The organism is Anaeromyxobacter dehalogenans 2CP-C (assembly GCF_000013385.1).
In the GTDB taxonomy this organism is placed as follows: Bacteria; Myxococcota; Myxococcia; order Myxococcales; family Anaeromyxobacteraceae; genus Anaeromyxobacter; species Anaeromyxobacter dehalogenans_B.
Genome location: NC_007760.1, coordinates 819,685 through 838,007, shown reverse-complemented (window position 1 = coordinate 838,007; position 18,323 = coordinate 819,685). Strand labels below are relative to the sequence as shown.

21 protein-coding genes, 1 tRNA gene and 1 pseudogene are annotated in these 18,323 nt (G+C 75.1%); 9 read left to right on the top strand and 14 right to left on the bottom strand.

Annotated features, from left to right (window positions below; genetic code table 11):
• Window position 1: 1 nt before the first annotated feature.
• The 13 genes and pseudogenes from ADEH_RS03705 to hisD form a co-directional block, all read right to left on the bottom strand.
• Window positions 2–745: a zinc ribbon domain-containing protein gene (locus tag ADEH_RS03705; RefSeq protein WP_041453303.1), complete on the bottom strand. Its 744-nt coding sequence runs from the start codon at window positions 743–745 to the stop codon at window positions 2–4.
• Between the two features lie 36 nt (window positions 746–781).
• A tRNA-Ile gene (locus ADEH_RS03700) sits at window positions 782–854 on the bottom strand.
• 53 nt (window positions 855–907) lie between these two features.
• The gene (rpoD, locus tag ADEH_RS03695; RefSeq protein WP_011419779.1) at window positions 908–3,325 is read right to left on the bottom strand and encodes an RNA polymerase sigma factor RpoD; all 2,418 of its coding nucleotides are present in this window, start codon (window positions 3,323–3,325) and stop codon (window positions 908–910) included.
• A complete protein-coding gene (gene dnaG, locus ADEH_RS03690) occupies window positions 3,322–5,265 on the bottom strand; it encodes a DNA primase (RefSeq protein WP_011419778.1) in 1,944 nt (647 codons plus the stop codon). Before dnaG ends, rpoD begins: the two co-directional genes overlap by 4 nt.
• A gap of 33 nt (window positions 5,266–5,298) precedes the next feature.
• Window positions 5,299–5,748, bottom strand: coding sequence for a GatB/YqeY domain-containing protein (locus ADEH_RS03685; protein WP_011419777.1), 450 nt, complete (start codon window positions 5,746–5,748; stop codon window positions 5,299–5,301).
• 11 nt (window positions 5,749–5,759) lie between these two features.
• On the bottom strand, window positions 5,760–5,954 hold the full coding sequence (rpsU, locus tag ADEH_RS03680; RefSeq protein ID WP_012524821.1) for a 30S ribosomal protein S21: 195 nt from the start codon (window positions 5,952–5,954) through the stop codon (window positions 5,760–5,762).
• Between the two features lie 127 nt (window positions 5,955–6,081).
• Window positions 6,082–6,414: a phosphoribosyl-ATP diphosphatase gene (hisE, locus tag ADEH_RS03675; RefSeq protein ID WP_012524820.1), complete on the bottom strand. Its 333-nt coding sequence runs from the start codon at window positions 6,412–6,414 to the stop codon at window positions 6,082–6,084.
• Window positions 6,415–6,446: 32 nt separating this feature from the next.
• Window positions 6,447–6,686 (bottom strand): annotated as a pseudogene (locus ADEH_RS23255) (phosphoribosyl-AMP cyclohydrolase); the annotation flags it as partial.
• Window positions 6,687–6,751: 65 nt separating this feature from the next.
• On the bottom strand, window positions 6,752–7,516 hold the full coding sequence (gene hisF, locus ADEH_RS03670) for an imidazole glycerol phosphate synthase subunit HisF (protein ID WP_011419775.1): 765 nt from the start codon (window positions 7,514–7,516) through the stop codon (window positions 6,752–6,754).
• Window positions 7,517–7,534: 18 nt separating this feature from the next.
• Window positions 7,535–8,251, bottom strand: coding sequence for a 1-(5-phosphoribosyl)-5-[(5-phosphoribosylamino)methylideneamino]imidazole-4-carboxamide isomerase (gene hisA / locus ADEH_RS03665; protein ID WP_011419774.1), 717 nt, complete (start codon window positions 8,249–8,251; stop codon window positions 7,535–7,537).
• Between the two features lie 9 nt (window positions 8,252–8,260).
• Complete coding sequence (gene hisH / locus ADEH_RS03660) at window positions 8,261–8,875, bottom strand: imidazole glycerol phosphate synthase subunit HisH (RefSeq protein WP_011419773.1); 615 nt, start codon at window positions 8,873–8,875, stop codon at window positions 8,261–8,263.
• The gene (hisB, locus tag ADEH_RS03655; RefSeq protein ID WP_011419772.1) at window positions 8,872–9,498 is read right to left on the bottom strand and encodes an imidazoleglycerol-phosphate dehydratase HisB; all 627 of its coding nucleotides are present in this window, start codon (window positions 9,496–9,498) and stop codon (window positions 8,872–8,874) included. The genes hisH and hisB overlap by 4 nt, the downstream gene beginning before the upstream one ends.
• A complete protein-coding gene (gene hisD / locus ADEH_RS03650) occupies window positions 9,495–10,889 on the bottom strand; it encodes a histidinol dehydrogenase (RefSeq protein ID WP_011419771.1) in 1,395 nt (464 codons plus the stop codon). The genes hisB and hisD overlap by 4 nt, the downstream gene beginning before the upstream one ends.
• 273 nt (window positions 10,890–11,162) lie before the next feature.
• On the opposite strand from hisD, the gene ADEH_RS03645 reads away from it, so the two are divergent.
• Together ADEH_RS03645 and ADEH_RS03640 are read left to right on the top strand one after the other, a co-directional pair.
• Window positions 11,163–11,693 carry a response regulator transcription factor gene (locus ADEH_RS03645; RefSeq protein ID WP_041453302.1) on the top strand — a complete coding sequence of 177 codons (531 nt, stop codon included), beginning with the start codon at window positions 11,163–11,165 and terminating at the stop codon, window positions 11,691–11,693.
• Between the two features lie 49 nt (window positions 11,694–11,742).
• Window positions 11,743–12,861: a VIT1/CCC1 transporter family protein gene (locus ADEH_RS03640; protein WP_011419769.1), complete on the top strand. Its 1,119-nt coding sequence runs from the start codon at window positions 11,743–11,745 to the stop codon at window positions 12,859–12,861.
• Window positions 12,862–12,880: 19 nt separating this feature from the next.
• Here the strand turns inward: ADEH_RS03640 and ADEH_RS03635 are convergent, their stop codons facing one another.
• Window positions 12,881–14,197 (bottom strand): flavohemoglobin expression-modulating QEGLA motif protein, encoded by a 1,317-nt coding sequence (locus ADEH_RS03635; protein WP_011419768.1) that lies wholly within the window; start codon window positions 14,195–14,197, stop codon window positions 12,881–12,883.
• A gap of 139 nt (window positions 14,198–14,336) precedes the next feature.
• On the opposite strand from ADEH_RS03635, the gene ADEH_RS03630 reads away from it, so the two are divergent.
• The 7 genes from ADEH_RS03630 to sctR all read left to right on the top strand — a co-directional run bounded on the left by ADEH_RS03630 (window position 14,337) and on the right by sctR (window position 18,322).
• A complete protein-coding gene (locus ADEH_RS03630) occupies window positions 14,337–14,774 on the top strand; it encodes a hypothetical protein (protein WP_041453301.1) in 438 nt (145 codons plus the stop codon).
• Between the two features lie 10 nt (window positions 14,775–14,784).
• On the top strand, window positions 14,785–15,141 hold the full coding sequence (locus tag ADEH_RS03625; protein WP_011419766.1) for a hypothetical protein: 357 nt from the start codon (window positions 14,785–14,787) through the stop codon (window positions 15,139–15,141).
• Window positions 15,142–15,151: 10 nt separating this feature from the next.
• Window positions 15,152–15,871, top strand: coding sequence for a secretion protein (locus ADEH_RS03620; protein ID WP_011419765.1), 720 nt, complete (start codon window positions 15,152–15,154; stop codon window positions 15,869–15,871).
• Window positions 15,868–16,194, top strand: coding sequence for a hypothetical protein (locus ADEH_RS03615; RefSeq protein WP_041453300.1), 327 nt, complete (start codon window positions 15,868–15,870; stop codon window positions 16,192–16,194). Before ADEH_RS03620 ends, ADEH_RS03615 begins: the two co-directional genes overlap by 4 nt.
• Window positions 16,195–16,317: 123 nt before the next feature.
• Window positions 16,318–17,292, top strand: a complete 975-nt coding sequence (locus tag ADEH_RS03610) for a FliM/FliN family flagellar motor switch protein (protein ID WP_011419764.1) — start codon at window positions 16,318–16,320, stop codon at window positions 17,290–17,292.
• Window positions 17,289–17,648, top strand: a complete 360-nt coding sequence (locus tag ADEH_RS03605; protein ID WP_011419763.1) for a flagellar biosynthetic protein FliO — start codon at window positions 17,289–17,291, stop codon at window positions 17,646–17,648. The genes ADEH_RS03610 and ADEH_RS03605 overlap by 4 nt, the downstream gene beginning before the upstream one ends.
• Window positions 17,645–18,322, top strand: coding sequence for a type III secretion system export apparatus subunit SctR (gene sctR, locus ADEH_RS03600; protein WP_011419762.1), 678 nt, complete (start codon window positions 17,645–17,647; stop codon window positions 18,320–18,322). Before ADEH_RS03605 ends, sctR begins: the two co-directional genes overlap by 4 nt.
• Window position 18,323: the final 1 nt, after the last annotated feature.

The window sequence follows — 18,323 nt, the reverse complement described above, 5'->3', positions numbered from 1 at the left end:
GCTAGGCCGGCGGCGGCGCCGGCGGGTTGACCGCCTCGGCCGCGTAGATGATGCGGTGGCAGTTCGGGCAGGTCTCGATCGAGTTCGCCCGCTGCAGGGTGATGGCGAGCTGGGGCGGGATGTGCCGGTGGCACCCGTCGCAGGTCATGCCGATCACCTGCGCGACCGCCACGCCGGCCCGGCGCCGCTTGATGTTCTCGTACTTCGAGAGCAGCCCGGGGTCCACGCTCTTCACCGCCTCGGCGCGGCGCGCCTCGAGCTCCGCCAGGCGCTGCTGGGCGGCGGCCTGCCGCTCCTCGAGCGCCTTCAGCTCGGCCTCGTTCGCCTCCTCGCGCTCGGCCAGCGCGTCGGCCCGGGCCTCGAGCGTCTTCTGGAGCTCGCCGGCGCTCGCGACCAGCGCCTTGATCTGCTCGGACTGGCCGTCGTTCGTCTTCTTCGCGATGTCGATCTCGCGGGAGAGCGCGGCGTACTCGCGGGGCGTCCGGATCTCGCCGAGGCGGCCCTCCCACTTCTTGACCTTGTCGCGCTCCATGGCGAGGAGCGACTCGAGCTGGCGGCGCTCGCGCTCGTTCCCCTCGACCCTGGCCTTCTCCTCGTCGTAGGCCCGCCGGGCCTCGGCCACCCGCTGGTCGATCTCGGCGCGCTTCGCCGGGAGGGTCTCCAGCTCAGCCCGGACCTCGTTCGAGTCGAGGTCGATCTGCTGCAACTCCTCCAGCGTCTTCAGCTTCTCACGCAGCGACGACAATGCCGTTCTCCCGTTCTCCCTGCTGGTTGCGACGAGTGGGCCCACCAGGATTCGAACCTGGATCGCATCGGTTATGAGCCGAGCGCTCTGACCGTTGAGCTATGGGCCCGAGGCCCCGGCAGGCACCCTCTATCATATTCGCGTCGCCCGAGACGGGGTCGATCAGCTCTCCACGAAGCTCTTGAGCCGCTTCGACCGCGACGGGTGGCGCAGCTTCCGGAGCGCCTTCGCCTCGATCTGGCGGATGCGCTCGCGTGTGACCTCGAAGTCCTGGCCGACCTCCTCGAGCGTGTGATCGCTCTTCTCGCCGATGCCGAACCGCATGCGGAGCACCTTCTCCTCGCGCGGGGTCAGCGTGGCGAGCACCTTCCTGGTCTGCTCGGCCAGGTTCATGTTGATGACCGCGTCCGACGGGGAGACCAGCGACTTGTCCTCGATGAAGTCCCCGAGGTGGCTGTCCTCCTCCTCGCCGATGGGCGTCTCGAGCGAGATGGGCTCCTTCGCGATCTTGAGGACCTTGCGGACCTTGTCGAGCGGGAGCTCCATCTTCTCGGCGATCTCCTCCGGCGTCGGCTCGCGCCCCAGCTCCTGCACCAGGTAGCGGCTGGTGCGGATGAGCTTGTTGATCGTCTCGATCATGTGGACCGGGATGCGGATGGTCCGGGCCTGGTCGGCGATGGCGCGGGTGATCGCCTGCCGGATCCACCAGGTGGCGTAGGTCGAGAACTTGTAGCCGCGCTTGTACTCGAACTTGTCGACCGCCTTCATCAGGCCGATGTTCCCCTCCTGGATCAGGTCGAGGAACTGCAGGCCGCGGTTCGTGTACTTCTTCGCGATCGAGACCACCAGGCGCAGGTTCGCCTCGACCAGCTCGGTCTTGGCGCGCTCCGCCTTGCGCTCGCCGTCGCCGATCATCCGGTAGGTCCGGCGCAGCTCGTCCACCGGCACCTCCGCCTCCTCCTGCACGCGCAGGATCTTGCGGCCGGCCGAGCGCAGCGTGCGGTCCAGCTCCTCCACCTCGTCCAACGCGCAGCGGAGCTTCTTGGCGAGCTTCTTCCGCTCGGCCTCGTCCTCGCGCGTCTCGCGGAGCAGCCTGCGCAGGTCCTTCACCGGCACGCCGGTGCGGCGCTCGCAGTCGAAGAACTCGCGCTCGGCCTCCTCCACGCGCTTGATGAAGCTCTTCAGGCGCAGGACGATCCGGTCGATCTGCTTCTTGTTGAGCTGGATCGCCTCGAGGTTCTCCATCATCTCCGCCTCGATGGCGCGGACCTCGCCCTTCAGCTCCTTGCGCTTCACCTCGGACAGCTTCTTGCCGCCCTGGAGCGTCTCGCGGACCTTCGCGACGTCGCGCTCGAGCTTGCGGATGCGGTCGATGTGCTTCAGCACGTGCTCGACCTTGCGCTCCTCCTCCTTCGGGATGCGCGGCTTCTCCGGCTCGGCGCCCTCGGCCGCGGCGGCGCCGTCGCCCTCGGCCCCCGCCTCGGCCTCGGCCTCGCCCTGGCCCTCGGCCGCCTCGACGGCCTCGTCCAGCTCCTCCTCGGGCTCCTCCTGCTCGGCCTGCTGCTCGTCGCCGGCGTCCTTGATGATCTCGCGGACGCGGATCTTGCCCTTGCGGAGCCGCTCGCCCAGCTCGAGGATCTCGCGGATCGCGATCGAGGACGAGAGCACCGCGGCGAGGATCTCCTTCTCGCCCTCCTCGATGCGCTTCGCGATCTCGACCTCGCCCTCGCGCGTGAGCAGCGACACCGACCCCATCTTGCGCAGGTACATGCGCACCGGGTCGTTGGACTTGCCGTAGCCGGCGTCGTCCTCCTCCTCCTTCTCCTCCTCGGACTCCGCCTTGGCCTCGGGCTCGGGCGGCTTGTCCGGGAGCTTCATCTTCTTCTCGGCGCCGTCCACCACCTCGATGTCGTGCTCGCCGAACATCGACATGACGTCGTCGATCTGGTCCGAGCCGATGTCCGAGGGCAGCGCGTCGTTCACCTCGTCGTAGGTGAGGAAGCCCTTCTCGCGCCCGCGCGCCATGAGCTCCTTCACCTCGGACCGCTCGGTGATGTCGCTCATGTCGTCCTGCGGGAGCTCGTCGAGGTCGTCGTCCTCGTCGTCGGACTCCTCGGCCTCGGCCTTCTCGGTCTCGGGCTCGGCCTCGTCGGCGGGCCGGCGGTGCTTGCCGGGGCGGCCCGCCGGGCGGGCGGGCTCCGCGGCGACGGCCTCGGGCGCCTTCTTGCGGGCCTTCTCGGGCTTCTCGCCGGCCTTCTCGTGCCGCTCCGCCTTCTCGGCCTTCTCGAGCTTCTCCGGCTTCTCGCGCTCGGCCTTGGCGCGCTTGACCGGCGGCTTCGCCACCGCGCGCGCGGGCGCCTTCGGCGCGGGCTTGGCCTGGCGCTCTTCCTTCCGGCCGCCGGCCTTCGCCTTCTGCTTCGGCGCTGCCTTCTTCACGTGCTTCTTCGCGGCGTGGCCCTTCGTGGTCATCGGCTTCGGCTCCTTCGACGGCTCGGCGGCCCGGTGGTGCTCTTTCGTAACGTTTTTCGGCCGGGTGAGCCCGGCCAATGTATCCAGAATGCTTCGGAGCTTGCCTTTCATCCGGGACGTTCCAGGGAACGCAAGCGTCTCTGCAGGTCGCGGCGCTGGTTGATGAGGCGCTGGGCCGTCACGTCGAGCCCGTCCGCCGCGGCGCTGCCCGCCTTGGTGACCCGCCGCAGCGCCTCCCCGTACTCCTGGTCGAGGCGCTCCAGCGTCGCCTTGACCGCCGCCTTCCGGAGCTCGCGCTCCGCCTCCTCCGGCCTCGGCCGGCCGGGCCCGACCAGCGTGCGGAAGCGCCGGAGGGTCGCCTCGTCGGCCCCCGCCGACATCCGCGCCAGCGCGTCCTCGAGCGCCACCGGTCCGCGCACCAGGTCGCGGGCCAGGTCGGCCAGCGGACCGGGCGGCAACAGCTGGGGCAGGCGCTCCTCGTCCGCCACGGCCCCCAGATCGGGGAAGGCCGCCAGGAGGGCCAGCGCGTCCGCGGCCGGCCCCGGGAGCAGCACCCGCACGCGCCCGTGGCCGGCCGGCCCACCGCGCGCCGGCCCCGCGGGCGGGGTGGGGCGGGATGGGGCGCCGGCGGGCCGCTCCGGGTGACCCGCCGGGGCGGGGGCCGGGACGCCCGGCCGCCGGCGCTCGGCGGACAGCTCGGTCCTGAGCGCGCCCGGGTCGAGGTCGAGCCGGCGCGCGATCATGTCCTCGAAGACAGAACGCGCGAGCCCCTCCGGCATCATCCGCACGAACGCCTCGAGCTCCCGGACGGCGGCGAGCTTCCGCTCGAGCGCGGCCTCGCGCGGCCGGTCGCCGCACGCCCGCTCGACCGCCCGGTCCACCAGGAACTCCGACAGGGGGACGGCGGCCGCGAGCAGCGCGTCCACCCCGGCGCGGCCGTTGGCGCGGGCGTACTCGTCGGGATCGCTCTTGCCCGCGGCGGACGGGAGCACCGCCACCTTGCCGGCCATCCCGGCCGGGAACAGCGCCTGCGCGGCCTTGCCCGGCGCGGCCAGGCCCGCCACGTCGCCGTCGAACAGCACGGTGACCTCGCGGCAGTCGCAGCGGGAGAGCAGCTCCACGTGCTCGGGGGTGAGCGCGGTGCCGCACACCGCCACCGCGCCCGTCACGCCCACCTGGTGCAGCCCGATCACGTCGAAGTAGCCCTCGACCAGCACGGCGCTGCGCGTCTTGCGGATGGTCTCGCGGGCGAGGTCGAGGCCGTAGAGCACCTTCGACTTCTTGTAGAGCGGGGTCTCGGGCGTGTTGATGTACTTCGCGCCCTGCTCGTCGCCGAGCGCGCGCCCGCCGAAGCCGATCACCTGCCCGTCCATGCCGGCGATGGGAAACATCAGGCGGTTGCGGAAGCGGTCGTAGGTGCCGCCGCCGTCCTTCTCCCTCTCGATGACCAGCCCGGCGCGCTGCAGCGCCGCGACCCCGATGCCCTTCTCCTTCAGCCGCGGCGCCAGGTCGTTCCACGCGTCGGCGGCCACGCCCAGCCGGAAGCGCCGGACCGACTCCTCGGTGACGCCGCGCCGCTCGAGGTACGCCCGCGCCGGCGCGCCGAAGCGGCTGGCGAGCCGCGCCGCCCAGTAGCGCGCGGCGGCGTCGCTCGCGGCGAGGACCTCGTTGCGCTCCTTGCGCTTCGCCCTCGCCTCGGCCGAGTCCTCCTCGGCCGCCTCGGGGATCTCGACGCCGACCTCCTGCGCGAGCGCCCTCACCACCTCGGGAAACTCCTTCCCCTCGAGCCGCTGCAGGAACGTGAAGACGTCGCCGTACGCCCCGCAGCCGTAGCACTTGAAGTGCTTGTCCTCGGGGTAGACGTGAAAGCTCGGCGTCCGCTCCCCGTGGAAGATGCAGTTGCCCTTCCACGTCCTGCCCGATCGCTTCAGCTCCATGTGGCGGCCGATCACGGCCACCACGTCGACGCGCTCGCGGATCTGGTCGATGACCGCGTCGGGGATCAGGTTGCGCCTCCGCTGCCGCTCGCGGCACGCACGGCGCCCGGCCACCGCCGGGCGGCCGCGGCCGCCTCACCGCCCGGCCTACTTTCCGGCGAGGCGCGCCTTCACCATGTCGCTGACGGCCTTCCCCTCGGCCCGGCCCTGCACCTCGGGCAGGAGCGCCTTCATGACCGCGCCCATGTCCTTCGGCCCCTGCGCCCCGGTCGCCTGGACGGCCGCGTCCACCTTCGCGCGGAGCTCGTCCTCGGTGAGCTGGGCGGGGAGCCAGGCCTGGAGGATCCGGATCTCCGCCTCCTCCTTGTCGACCAGGTCCTGGCGGTTCCCGGCCCGGTACTGCTCGACCGAGTCGCGCCGGCGCTTGATCTCGGAGGCGATCACGCCCTGCACGCCCGCGTCGTCGAGCGGCTTCATCAGCTCGATCTCGCGGTACTTCACGGCGCTCTTCAGCATGCGGACCACGCTCAGCTTGAGCGTGTCCTTCTCGCGCATCGCGGTCTTGAGGTCCGCGTCGAGCCGTTCCTTGAGCGCCATGGCCGGCCCGCCTAGAAGCCCTTGCGCATCTTCTTGAGCGCGCGCTTCTTCGCGGCGAGGGCCTTCTTCTTGCGCTTCACGCTGGGCTTCTCGTAGTGCTCGCGCTTGCGGATCTCCGAGAGGATGCCCGCCTTCTCGCACTGCTTCTTGAAGCGCTTCATGGCGTTCTCGAAGGACTCGCCATCCTTGACACGCACTCCGGTCATTCGTTCCTCGGTCTCGCTGATGAGGTAGGAGCTTTTGCTCGCCCTGAAACATGAGGAGCCGGACATCGCGGATGCCCGGCTCTCCACGCGGCTGAATCGCGGCTAATAGTGGAAAACCCCGCGACTGTCAAGGGTTTCCGGTCTTGGGGGCCGGCGGCTGCAGGTGCCGCCGCTCCAGCACGCCGTAGACCTCGGTCGGGGTCACGTCGGCCGACGCGAGCAGCACGTACAGGTGGTACAGCAGATCGGCCGCCTCGTGCGCCAGGTGGTCCTTCGTGTCCTTGCCGTCGAGGAGCGCCTGGTGCGCCTCGTTCACCTCGTAGGCTTCCTCGATGATCTTCCTGCGGATCCTGGCCGGCGCGGCGAGGAGCTTCTTGGTGTAGCTCTCGGCCGGCGCGGCGTCCGCGCGGCGCGACTCGATGGTGGCCCAGAGCTTCGCGAGGAAGCGTTCGTCTGCCATGGGATCTCCTCTCTCTCCGAGAAGCAGCTGCGCGTCCCGGTGTGACACGCCGGGCCGGTCTGGCGCACGACGTAGAGCACGGCGTCTCCGTCGCAGTCCAGCGCGATCGCGCGGATCTCCTGCACGTGGCCGCTCGTGTCGCCCTTGCGCCAGAGCGAGCGCCGGCTGCGGGACCAGTAGGTGGCGCGGCCGCCCTCGGCGCTGGCGACGAGCGCCTCGCGGTTCGCCCAGGCCAGCATCAGGACCGTGCCGTCCTCCTCCTGGGCGATCACCGGGACCAGCCCGCGGTCGTCGAACGCGACCCGGTCGAGCAGGCGGGCGAACGAGCGGGTGAGGCTCACGGCCGCACCTCGATCCCGCGCGCCAGGAGGAAGGCCTTCGCCTCCTGCACGGTGTGCTTGCCGTCGTGGAAGATCGACGCGGCCAGCGCCGCGTCGGCGATCCGGAGCCCCTCGGCGAGGTGCTCGAGCGTGCCGACGCCGCCCGAGGCGATCACCGGGATGGTCACGGCCGAGCAGACCTCCTCCAGCAGCTCGAGGTCGTAGCCGGCCTGCGTGCCGTCGCGGTCCATCGAGGTGAGGAGCAGCTCGCCCGCGCCGCGCGCCGCCACCTCGCGCGCCCAGGCGATGCCCTCCACGCCGGTGGGCTTCGACCCGCCGGCGACGTGGACCTCCCACTCCTGGCGGCCCGCGCCGCGGGGCCGGCGCTTCACGTCGATGGCCACCACCAGCGCCTGCGCGCCGGCGAGGCGCGAGAGCCGATCGACGAGGCCCGGGTCCTTCACCGCCGAGGAGTTCACCGAGACCTTGTCGGCGCCCGCGTGCAGCAGCGCCACGAAGTCCTCCTCGCTGCGCACGCCGCCGCCCACCGTGAGCGGCGCGAACACGCGCGCGGCGGTGCGGGTGACGAGGTCGAGGAGCGTGCCGCGGTTCTCCTGCGTCGCGGCGATGTCGAGGTAGGTGACCTCGTCGGCGCCCTGCGCGTCGTAGCGCGCGGCCGCCTCCACCGGATCGCCCGCGTCGCGCAGGTTCTGGAACTTGATCCCCTTGACCACGCGCCCGGCCTTCACGTCGAGGCAGGGGATGATGCGCTTCGCCGGCATGCGGTGCCCTTCCCTCTCCTACTCCGCCGCGGTGCGCACCGCGTCGGCGAGCGCGATCCGGCCCTCGTACAGCGCCTTGCCCACGATGACGCCGGCCAGCCCGGCCGCGCGGCAGGCGCGCACGTCGTCCAGGCTGGCCACGCCGCCGGAGGCGACCACCTGAACGCCGGCCTCGGCCTGCAGCCGCGCCGCGCCGTCGGCGTCCACCCCGGTGAACATGCCGTCCCGGCCGACGTCGGTGTACTCCACCAGCCCGACCCCGGCCTCCTTCACCCGGCGCGCCACCTCGGCGGCGCCGAGCCCGGTGCCCTCCAGCCAGCCGGCGATCTTCACCTCGCCGTTGCGCGCGTCGATGCCGCTGCGCACGCGCCCGGGGAAGCGCGCGCAGGCCTGGCGGACCAGGTCGAGCCGCTCCACTGCGGCGGTGCCGAGCACCACGTACCGCACGCCCAGCTCGAGCACCTTCTCGATGTCCGGCAAGGACCGCAGCCCGCCGCCCAGCTCCACCTCCGCCCCGGGCACCGCGCAGATGGCGCGGACCGCGTCGAGGTTCACCGGCCAGCCGGCCTTCGCGCCGTCGAGGTCCACCACGTGGATCAGCGTCGCGCCGTCCCGCACCAGCTCGGCCGCCTTCTCCGCCGGGTCGCGCGCGTACACGGTCTTCTTCGCGAAGTCGCCCTTCTCCAGCCGGACCACCTCGCCGCCGATGAGATCGATCGCTGGGATGACGAGCATGGCCCCCGCCTAGATGGAGACGAACCGCTCGAGCAGGGCCAGCCCCACGCGCTGGCTCTTCTCCGGGTGGAACTGCACCGCGAACAGGTTGCCGCGCTCCAGCGCCGCGCAGAAGTCGCGGCCGTGGTGCGTGAGCAGGGCCGCGCCGGGCGCGTCGGCGGGCGCGGCGTAGGAGTGCGCGTAGTAGACGTAGGCGCCGTCCATGGGCGCGAACAGCGCCGACCCGGGCGCCACCAGCCGCACCCTCGACCAGCCGATGTGCGGCAGCTTCACGCCCCCGGGCAGGCGCGCGATGCGCCCGTCCACCAGGCCGAGCCCGCGCGCCCCGCCGGCCTCCTCGCCCTCGGCGAACAGGATCTGCAGGCCGACGCAGATGCCCAGCACCGGCGTGCCTCGATCGACCGCCTCGAGCAGCGCGCCCGCCACGCCGCTCCGGCGCATCGCCTCGGCGCAGGCCGGCATGGAGCCCTGCCCCGGCACCACCACCCGGTCGGCGCGGCGGACCGCGTCGGGATCGCGCGTGACCACCACCGCGGCGCCCACCTCGCGCAGCGCGTTCTCCACCGAGCGCAGGTTGCCGGCGCCGTAGTCCACCAGCGCGACGGTGCCGGGCGGGCGGGTCACAGGGTGCCCTTGGTGCTGGGGAGCGCGGTCCCCTCGCGCGCGGTCGCGGCGCGGAGCGCGCGCGCGGTCGCCTTGAAGATCGCCTCCACCACGTGGTGCAGGTTGCGGCCGTAGCGCACGTTCACGTGCACGCAGATGCGCGCGTGGTTCACGAGCGCCTGCAGGAAGTCCTGCGTCAGGTCCACGTCGTAGCCGCCGATGAACTTCTTGCCGCTCGGCAGCTTCGCGTTGAACGTGAGGTGCGGGCGGCCGGAGAGGTCCACCACCGCCTCGACCAGCGCCTCGTCGAGCGGCACCACCGCGTGGCCGTAGCGCGCCAGCCCGGCCTTGTCCTCGAGCGCCTGCCGGAGCGCCTCGCCCAGCCCGATGCCCACGTCCTCGACGGTGTGGTGCGCGTCCACCTGCAGGTCGCCCTCGGCCCGGACCGTGAGCGCCATGCCGCCGTGGCGGGAGATCTGGTCGAGCATGTGGTCGAAGAACGGGAGCCCGGTCGAGATCGACGCCTCGCCCGGCTCGAGCCGCAGGTCCACCGCGACGTCGGTCTCCTTGGTCCGCCGCGCCACCGACCCGCGCCGCGCCGCCGCGCCCGCCCGCGGGGCCTTCACCGCCGCCCGCCGGGTCATCGCCGCGCCCCGCTGCGCGCGGGGCGCGCCCTCGAGGCCCGCGCGGCCTTCGCGGTCCGCGCCGCCCGGCCGCGCCGCGCCGGCGCGCGCTTCGCGACCCGCACCTCCACCGCGCGCCAGTGCCCCTCCAGCCCCTCCGCCCGCGCCAGCGCCTCGACCGACGGCGCCAGCGCGGCGAGCGCCGCGGGCGTCAGGTCGAGCACGCTCATGCGGCGGCGGAACGTCGCCACCGAGAGCGGCGAGGCGAACCGGGCGGTGCCGGCGGTCGGGAGCACGTGGCTCGGGCCGGCCAGGTAGTCGCCCACCGCCTCCGGCGTGGAGCTGCCCACGAACACCGCGCCGGCGCGCGAGATCCGCTTCACGAGGGCCGCGGCGCCGCGCGCGTGCAGCGCCAGGTGCTCGGGCGCGAACGCGTCGGCGAGCCGCACCGCCTCGGAGAGGCCGCGCGTCACCACCACCGCGCCGCGCTCCTCGATCGACCGCCCGGCGATCTCGCGCCGCGGCAAGCCGGCGAGCTGCCGCTCGACCTCGGCCAGCGCCGCCCGCGCCAGCGCGGCCGACGGCGTCACCAGCACCGAGACCGCGCGCACGTCGTGCTCGGCCTGCGCGAGCAGGTCGCTCGCGACCTCGGCCGGATCCGCCGCGGCGTCGGCGAGCACCAGGATCTCGCTCGGCCCGGCGATCATGTCGATGTCCACGCGCCCGAACACCAGCCGCTTCGCGGCGGCCACGTACGCGTTGCCCGGCCCGCAGATCTTGTCCACCGCAGGCACCGTGGCGGTGCCGTAGGCGAGCGCCGCCACCGCCTGCGCGCCGCCGACCTTGAACAGCCGCGCCACCCCGGCCACGTGGCAGGCGGCGAGCGTCCAGCGGTCCATCTCGCCGGTACCCTTCACGCCTGGTGACGTGACGACGATCTCGCGCACGCCGGCGACGCGGGCCGGCACGGCGGTCATCAGCACGGAGGAGGGATAGCGGGCGGTCCCCCCCGGAACGTAGAGGCCGACGCGCTCCAGCGGCCGGACCACCTGAGACAGCGTCGCGCCCAGCGCGTCGCGGCGCGCCGGCACCCGGGCGTCGGACTCGCGCCGGTGGAAGTCGGCGATGCGCCGGGCGGCGAGCGAGAGCGCGCGCCGCGCCGCGGCGGGGAGGCCGCGGTAGGCGGCGGCGAAGTCGGCGGGGCCGAGCGCCAGGCCGGCGGCCGAGCCCGGCTCCCAGGCGTCGTGACGGCGGGTGTGCTCGAGCAGCGCCAGGTCGCCGCGGGCGCGGACGTCCGCGACGATGGCGGCGGCGGCCTCGCGCACCGGCGCCTCGTCCTCGTCCGACCCGCGGGCGCAGACGCGGGCCCATGCTTCGGGGAAGCCAGGATCGCGGGAATCGAGCTTCAGCACGGCGGAACTCCTCGGGGAACCCGTTGGTATAGACGAAAAGCCGCGGGATGGCGAGGGTCGCGCCTGCCCCGGTCGGCCGCGACCTGCGGCGCACCGCGACGGACGCTGCGTCCGCATCGCGCACGCCGTGTACGGGATTCCCCGGATAGCGAAGATCGGCGGATGGAATAGGCTCCGGGCTCGCAATTCGCGCGAAGCCTTGGGGGGCCGCGAATGATGAAGCCCGTGCACGCGGGAGAGCTCTCTCCCCGTGAAGTCGCTCCACCCGGTGCCGTGCCTCCGCCGCCCGAGCGGCCGGAGATCTCCGCCCTCGCGGCCGCCGCGCTCGACGCGGCGCTGGAGGCCATCCCCGCGCCCGCGGTGGTGGTCCGCGCGCCCGCCTCGATCCTGCTCGCGAACGCGCGCGCGCGGACGCTCCTCGCCGCCGACCGCGAGCGCGTCATGGAGGTGCTCCGCGCGCCGCCCGCCGCCGACGCGCGCACGCCGGCCCGCTTCGCGGTCGAGGGCCACCCCGGCCACGCGCTGGTGGTGCTGCCGGACCTCGACGGCGACGCGCGCCACCGCGTGCAGGTGATCTCGCGCCGCTGGGGGCTCACCCCGCGGCAGGCCGCGGTGCTGGCGCGCGTGGCGCAGGGCGACACGAACCGCACGGTGGCCTCGCGCCTCGGCTGCTCGGAGAAGACCATCGAGCTGCACGTGTCGGCGCTGCTCGCGAAGACCCGGTGCACCAGCCGCTCGCACCTGGTGGCGACGTTCTGGACCGACCCCTGCGACGCGGCGCGGGCCGCGGCCGCGCTGCGCTGACGCCGAGGGCGCGCCGGCCCGACGCCGGGCCTGCTACAGTCCGCCGCGCATGAACGTGCGCACCGACCTGTGGCTGCAGAACCTGCTCGACGAGCGCGACGGCGCCGCCCTGTACGAGGGGCTCGCCCGGCACGAGAAGGACCCCGCCCGCGCGGCGAGCTTCCGCGAGCTGGCCGCGGCGGAGCGGCGCCACGCGCAGGTCTGGGAGCGCAAGCTCCTCAAGGAAGGCGTGGCGGTCCCGCCGGACCGGCCCAGCTCGCGCATCCGCGCGCTGGTGTGGCTGGCGCGGCGGCTCGGCAGCGCCGCGGTCCTGCCCATGGTCCTCGAGACCGAGGCCGGCGACGCCGACAAGTACGACCGGCAGGGCGGCGAGGCGACGGAGATCGCCGCGGAGGAGCGCGCGCACCGGCAGGTGCTGGCCGGCATGCACGGGCCGGACGCGCCCGAGGGCGCGCGGGCGCTCATCGGGGATCGCGAGCGGTGGCACCGCGGCGGCGGGCGGGCCGGGTCGATCCGCGCGGCCATCTTCGGGATGAACGACGGGCTGGTCTCGAACCTCTCGCTCATCCTGGGCGTGGCGGGCGCGGGCGTGGCGCCGGGGACCGTGCTCGTCACCGGCTTCGCCGGGCTGCTCGCGGGCGCGTTCTCCATGGCGGCCGGCGAGTACACCTCCGTGGCGAGCCAGCGCGACCTGCTCGCGCGGCAGATCGCGCTCGAGAAGCGCGAGATCGAGGAGGCGCCGGAGGAGGAGGCCGCAGAGCTCGCGCTCATCTTCAAGCAGAAGGGGCTCTCCACCGAGCAGGCCAGCCGCACCGCCGCCGAGATCCTCAAGAACCCGGAGAGCGCGCTGGACACGCTGGTGCGCGAGGAGCTGGGGCTCGACCCGGAGGACCTCGGCTCGCCCATGGGCGCGGCGCTGTCGTCGTTCGCGATGTTCTCGGTGGGCGCGCTCGTGCCCATCGTGCCGTTCCTCGTCACCACCGGCACGCCGGCGGTGATCTCGAGCGCGATCCTGGCCGGCGGGATCCTGGCCGGCGTGGGCGGCGCGGTCGGGTTCCTCTCCGGCACGAGCGTGTGGCGCTCCGCGCTGCGCATGGCCGGGCTCGCCGCGCTCGCCGCCGGGGTCACGTACGCGGTCGGGCGGCTGTTCGGGGCGAGCATCAACTGAGCTCGGCCGCGCCCCGCTCTCACTCGCCCAGGTCGCCCTCGTCGGCGCCGGCGAGGCGCGCCGGCGCCTCCTCGGTGTCCGCCTCGCGCGCGCGCCCGGGCGCCTCGGCCGGCGGGCGCGTGCCCCGGCGGCGCGCGTAGTAGCGGGTCACCGACGGCAGCGAGAAGCGGTTCATCGTCACGCTGTGCGTGGCCATGGCGTTCAGCCGGTCGATGTCGATGAACCACTCGGGCAGGTAGACCGGGCCGACGCAGATCCCCTCCTCCACGAGGTCCCGCACCAGCTCGGCGTCGTCCACGCTCATCTTCCCGGCGAGGAACGCCCGCACCAGCTCCACGTCGCGCTGCTCCAGCGCCGCGCGCAGGAAGTTGAACGTGCGGCAGTAGCCGCGCTGGTAGGCCGCGTCCTTCGTGAACGGCGCGCCGCCCTCCAGCAGCCCGCCGCGGAAGACGCGCTCGCTCATGAGCGCCGCCTTCTCCGGCGGGAAGCGCGCGAGCAGGTACCGGTACACCTCGAGGAAGTCGGCGCCGCGCGCCGCCATGTCGATGGCGATCGTCCGCTCGCCGAGCTCGATGTAGCGCTCGTCGGTGATGTGGCCGGTGAGGAACTCGGCCACGATGCCGCCGCCCTCCTGCGACTCGGTGTGGCGGGGCAGGCCCACGCCCAGCACCGGCAGGTGCGGCTGCCGGTAGCCGTTCAGGGACGTGAGCACGTGCCACAGCCCCTCGTGGTGGGCGAGCGCCCGGACCTGGCGATCGGAGAAGCGGGCGCCCTTGCGGAGCGTGATGCTGGTGCCCCCCGCGGCGGCGTTCGCGGTGAGCCGCGTGCGGACCGCGACCTTCACGTGCCCGCCCAGCAGCGGGTTGCAGATGTCCGCCACGCGGGCCGCAGCGTCCTCGGCGTCGTAGACCAGCTCCTCGTCGCGCGCGCGCGGGCGCGAGGCCCACATGCGCGCGATGGCGAGGTTGTCCACGTTGTGGTCGGGGAAGCGGTCGCGCGGGTCGCCGTAGATGCGGCGGGAGAGCTCGTAGAAGCGCTTCGTCCCGCGCGCGGCGAGGAGCTGGGACAGCGCGATGAACTCGTCGCACTTGCGGCGGAGCAGGTCCTCCACCGGGTTCTTCCCGCGCACCTGCCGCCGGATGGCGCGCAGCTCCTTGATCTTCCTCTCCGGCTCGAAGCCGAGCGGCGGGTACTCCGGCTTCGGCAGCTCGCGCGCGCCGCCCCGGAAGAAGCGCTCGTGCACCGCGGGGTCCCAGTTGATGGACCGCAGCACGCGGATGGGCCGCTGCGCGCGCAGGATCTCATCGCTGACGCGGCGGAACACGTCGGGCGGCACGCGCGGACGTTACCACGGTCCGCCGCCCGCCCGCCCCGGTCGCGCGCCGGCCGGTGCCCCTCGCCCGCCGCCCGCGCCGGCGGGCGCTTTCACCGCGGCACGGGCGTTGCTGACGGTCGCGCCGAGGAGGACGCACGCCATGAACCGAATCGAGTCGATCCACGTCGCCCCCGCCAGCACCCAGCGCGCGCTGCCCGGGCGCTTCGACAGCGCCCTGCGCGGCGCCGCCGAGGGGCTGGTCCGCGGGGTGGCCGCCACCGTCGAGCTCGCCGCGCCCATCATCCCGGGCGGCACCATCCTGTCCGCCGCCATCCGCTCCGGCGCCGCGGCCGCCGGCGGGTCGCCGCTCGCCGGCTCCCCGCTGGCCGGCGCGCTCACCGGGGCGCCGGGCGGCGGCGCGGGCGGCGACGTCCTCGACGCCACGCGCGCGCTGCAGCGCGAGGCCCAGACCTTCAACCTCCAGTACCTCCAGCTGCAGGAGCACATGCAGCGGGAGAGCCGCGAGTTCACCGCGGTGTCCAACGTGATGAAGGTCCGGCACGACAGCGCCCGGGCCGCCATCCAGAACATCCACTAGCGAGCGCGCCATGCCCGTCGCCCCGGTGGGCGCGGCCGCCCCGGCCCTTCCGGCCGCCGCGGTCGCGCCGCAGCAGAGCTTCGCGAAGACGCTCGAGGCGCGCGCCGGCCCGGCCCCGGCCGCGCCGCCCGCGCGCGAGCCGGCGCGCCCGACCGCCGGCGCCGCCGCGCTCGCCGCGGTCGAGCGCGCCCAGGCCCGGCTCGACGCGGTGCTCACCGCCGCCCGCTCCGGGCGCACCTTCACCGCCCAGGAGCTGCTCGGGCTGCAGGCGGAGGCCTACCGGACCGTCCAGACCGTGGACCTCGCCGCCAAGCTGGTCGAGCAGGGCGCCCAGGCCGTGAAGCAGGCGCTCAACACGCAGCTCTAGAGGACCCGCCATGCGCCTCGCATCCCTCGCGCTCCCGCTCGCCCTCGCGCTCGCCGGCTGCTCCGGCGAGGCGCTCCTGCACGGTCTCGACGAGCCGCAGGCGAACGACGTCCTCGTCGCGCTCGACGAGGGCGGCATCGCCGCGGAGAAGGCGCGCGAGGACGGCGCCGACGGCGGCTGGGAGGTCCGCGTCGCCCCGGCCGACGCCGCACGCGCCCGGCGCGTGCTGGCCGAGCGCGACCTCCCGCGGCAGCGCCCGGCCGGCTTCGACGCGGTGCTCGCGAAGGGCTCGATGGTCCCGACCGCCACCGAGGAGCACGCGATGTACCTCCACGCGCTCTCCGGCGAGCTCGCGCGCAGCATCGAGGCCATCGACGGGGTGGTCGGCGCGCGCGTGCACCTCGGCCTGCCGCAGGCGGATCCGTTCCGGCCCGGCGAGCGGCCCGCGCCGCGCGCCGCGGTGCTGGTGCGGTGCCGCGCGGCGGCGTGCGCCGCGGTGCGGGCGCTCGAGCCCGGGCTCCGGGCCCTGGTGGCCGGGGCGGCCGACGGGCTCGACGCCGGCGCGGTGTCGGTGGTGTTCGCGGAGGCGCCGCAGGCGAGCGCGCCGCCCCCGGCCGCGCGCCGCGGCCGCTCGCCGGTGCTGCTCGCGCTCGCGGCCGCCGCCGGCGCCGCGGCGATCGCGGTGGGCGGCGGCGCGGGCGTGCGCTGGCGCCGGGGGAAGCCGTCGTGACCGCCGCGGACCGGCGCCTCGCCGCCGCCGCGGCCGCGCTCGCGTCCGGGCGCGCGCAGGCCCTCCTCGCCCGGGGCCCGTCTCCCGCCGCCGCGGAGGAGGCCGCCCGCCTCGCCCGGCTCCCGGGCCGCGCGCGGCTGGAGGCGCTCGCGGCGGCCGTCGAGCCCGCGCCGGCGGAGCGGCGCGCCCGGGCCGAGGCGGCGGCCGCCGCCGAGCGCCCGCGGGTGGCCCGGCTGCTGGCCGAACTCGCCCTGGGCGGGGCTCCGCCGGCGGACGTGGCCGGGGCCCTGGTGCGCCTGTGCCGGGAGCGGGTGTCCGGCTGAGGGCGGCCGCGCCGCGGACCGGCCGCCTCGGGGGCGGACGCGGGCGGACGCATCGTCGCGCCACAACCCCGCGTCGTCCCGAGCGATCGGGCCCTGGCACGCGGGTTGGAAATCCGGACGCGCATGGCGCTTCCGTTCGATCTCCCCGCCGTCTCGCGCGGCCACGCCGAGCTGGCGGCCGCACCCCGCCGGCTCGGGGCCGCGGTCGCCGTGGCGGCGGCGCGAGCGCTCTCGGACCTCGTCGGCGCCGAGGTGTCCGTGACGGGCCGGCCGGTGCCGGGCCGCGCGCTTCCCCGCCCGGCCGCCGCGCGCATCGCGATCGACCTGCCGGCGCTCCCCGGGACCGCGATCCTCGAGGTGGAGCCGGCGCTGGTGGTGCGCCTGGTGGACCGGATGGCGGGCGGCGACGGCGGACCCGCGCCGGCCGCGGCGCTCACGCCGGTGGAGGCGACCGCGCTCGAGCTGCTCGCCCTCGCCGCGCTCGACGGCGCCTGCGGCGTCGCCGAGGTGGAGGAGCGGCTCGCGCCGCGCCTCGCCCGCGCCACCGCCGAGCCCGCGGGCGCGCTCGCCCTCGAGCTGGAGATCGCGGCCGGGCAGGCCCGTGGCCACGCGCGCCTGCTGGTGCCGCCCGCGGCGGTCCGGGCGCTGCGCGGGCCGGCGGACCTCGACCGCCGCGTCCCGGTGCCGGGCTCGCTGCGCCGCGGGACCGCCGCGCTCACCGCGGCCGAGCTGGACGCGCTCGAGCCCGGCGACGTGCTGGTGGTGGACCCGCCCGCGGACGGGCGCGACGCGCTGGCCCTGCCCGGCGGGCTCCGGGCGCTCGGGCGGATCGACGGGGAGGGCTTCCACGTGGAGGAGACGGAGATGATCGAACGGCATGCGCAGCTCCCGGTGACGCTCGAGGTCGAGCTGGCCCGGGTGGACGTCCCGCTCGCCGAGGTGGCGCGGCTCGAGCCGGGCTCGGTGCTCGCGCTGAACCTCGACCGGCGCGGGCTGGTGACCCTGCGGCTGGGCGAGCGCGCGGTGGCGCGGGGCGAGCTGGTGGACGTGGAGGGCGCGGTGGGCGTCCGCATCCTCTCGCTGGAGGTGGCGCCGTGATCGCCCGGCTCCGCGGGCTCCCCGCCCGGCCGGGCGCGCGCGCCGCGGCCGGGCTCGCCGCCGCCGGCGTGCTCCTGCTCCTCTCCCGCGCCCCCGGCGACCTGGCCCCCGCCGCCGCCCGGGGCGGGCTCGCCGCCTGCGCGGTGGGCGCGCTCGCGGTCCTGGCGCGCCGCCGCGGCGCCGCGGCGCGCCCCGCATCGGCGCTGGTGGTGGTGGCCCGCGCGCCGCTCTCGCGCGACGCCGGCCTGGCGCTGGTGGAGGTGGACGGGCGCCGGCTGCTGGTCGGGTTCGGCGCCGACCGCGTCGCGCTGCTCGACGGCGCGCCCGCGCCGGCCGCCCCGGGAGGCCGGCCGTGATCGCCTTCGCCCTCGTCCCGTCCGCGGGCCCGGTGGCCGACCGGCCCGCCGAGATGCTGGTGCTGCTCGCGCTGCTCGCGCTCGTGCCCGCGGCGCTGGTGATGCTGACCTCGTTCCTCAAGATCTCGGTGGTCCTGTCGATCGCGCGCTCCGCCCTGGGCGCGCCGCAGGTGCCGCCCAACACGGTCGTCACGGGCCTCGCGCTGGTGCTGACGCTGCTGGTGATGGCGCCGGTGGCGGAGCGGGCCGCCGCCCTGGCGCGGCCCGCGCCCGGCGAGCGCGGGCTCCCGGCCACGCTGGCCGCCCTGCAGCGCGGCGCCGGGCCGGTGAAGGCGTTCCTCGCCCGCTTCGCGCGCCCCGACGACCGGGCGGCGTTCCTCGACGTCGCGCGGCGGCTCCGCGCGCCGGACGCCGCCGCCCCCGCCGACGACGACCTGGCGGTGCTCGCGCCCGCGTTCGTGGTGTCGGAGCTGCGCCGGGCCTTCACCATCGGCTTCCTGGTGTTCGTGCCGTTCCTGGTGGTGGACCTGGTGATCTCGAACGTGCTGCTCGCGCTCGGCCTCACCCAGCTCTCGCCCACCTCGGTCGCGCTCCCGTTCAAGCTGCTCCTCTTCGTCGCCGTGGACGGGTGGAAGCTCCTCGCCCGCGCGCTGGCGCTCTCGTACGCAGGGTGAC

Coding starts and splice junctions, on each gene's coding strand:
- rpoD (WP_011419779.1), bottom strand. CDS start 3,325: ATGAAAGGCAAGCTCCGAAGCATTCTGGATACATTGGCCGGGCTCACC.
- ADEH_RS03685 (WP_011419777.1), bottom strand. CDS start 5,748: ATGGCGCTCAAGGAACGGCTCGACGCGGACCTCAAGACCGCGATGCGC.
- rpsU (WP_012524821.1), bottom strand. CDS start 5,954: ATGACCGGAGTGCGTGTCAAGGATGGCGAGTCCTTCGAGAACGCCATG.
- hisE (WP_012524820.1), bottom strand. CDS start 6,414: ATGGCAGACGAACGCTTCCTCGCGAAGCTCTGGGCCACCATCGAGTCG.
- hisF (WP_011419775.1), bottom strand. CDS start 7,516: ATGCCGGCGAAGCGCATCATCCCCTGCCTCGACGTGAAGGCCGGGCGC.
- hisA (WP_011419774.1), bottom strand. CDS start 8,251: ATGCTCGTCATCCCAGCGATCGATCTCATCGGCGGCGAGGTGGTCCGG.
- hisB (WP_011419772.1), bottom strand. CDS start 9,498: ATGACCCGGCGGGCGGCGGTGAAGGCCCCGCGGGCGGGCGCGGCGGCG.
- ADEH_RS03640 (WP_011419769.1), top strand. CDS start 11,743: ATGAACGTGCGCACCGACCTGTGGCTGCAGAACCTGCTCGACGAGCGC.
- ADEH_RS03630 (WP_041453301.1), top strand. CDS start 14,337: ATGAACCGAATCGAGTCGATCCACGTCGCCCCCGCCAGCACCCAGCGC.
- ADEH_RS03625 (WP_011419766.1), top strand. CDS start 14,785: ATGCCCGTCGCCCCGGTGGGCGCGGCCGCCCCGGCCCTTCCGGCCGCC.
- ADEH_RS03620 (WP_011419765.1), top strand. CDS start 15,152: ATGCGCCTCGCATCCCTCGCGCTCCCGCTCGCCCTCGCGCTCGCCGGC.
- ADEH_RS03610 (WP_011419764.1), top strand. CDS start 16,318: ATGGCGCTTCCGTTCGATCTCCCCGCCGTCTCGCGCGGCCACGCCGAG.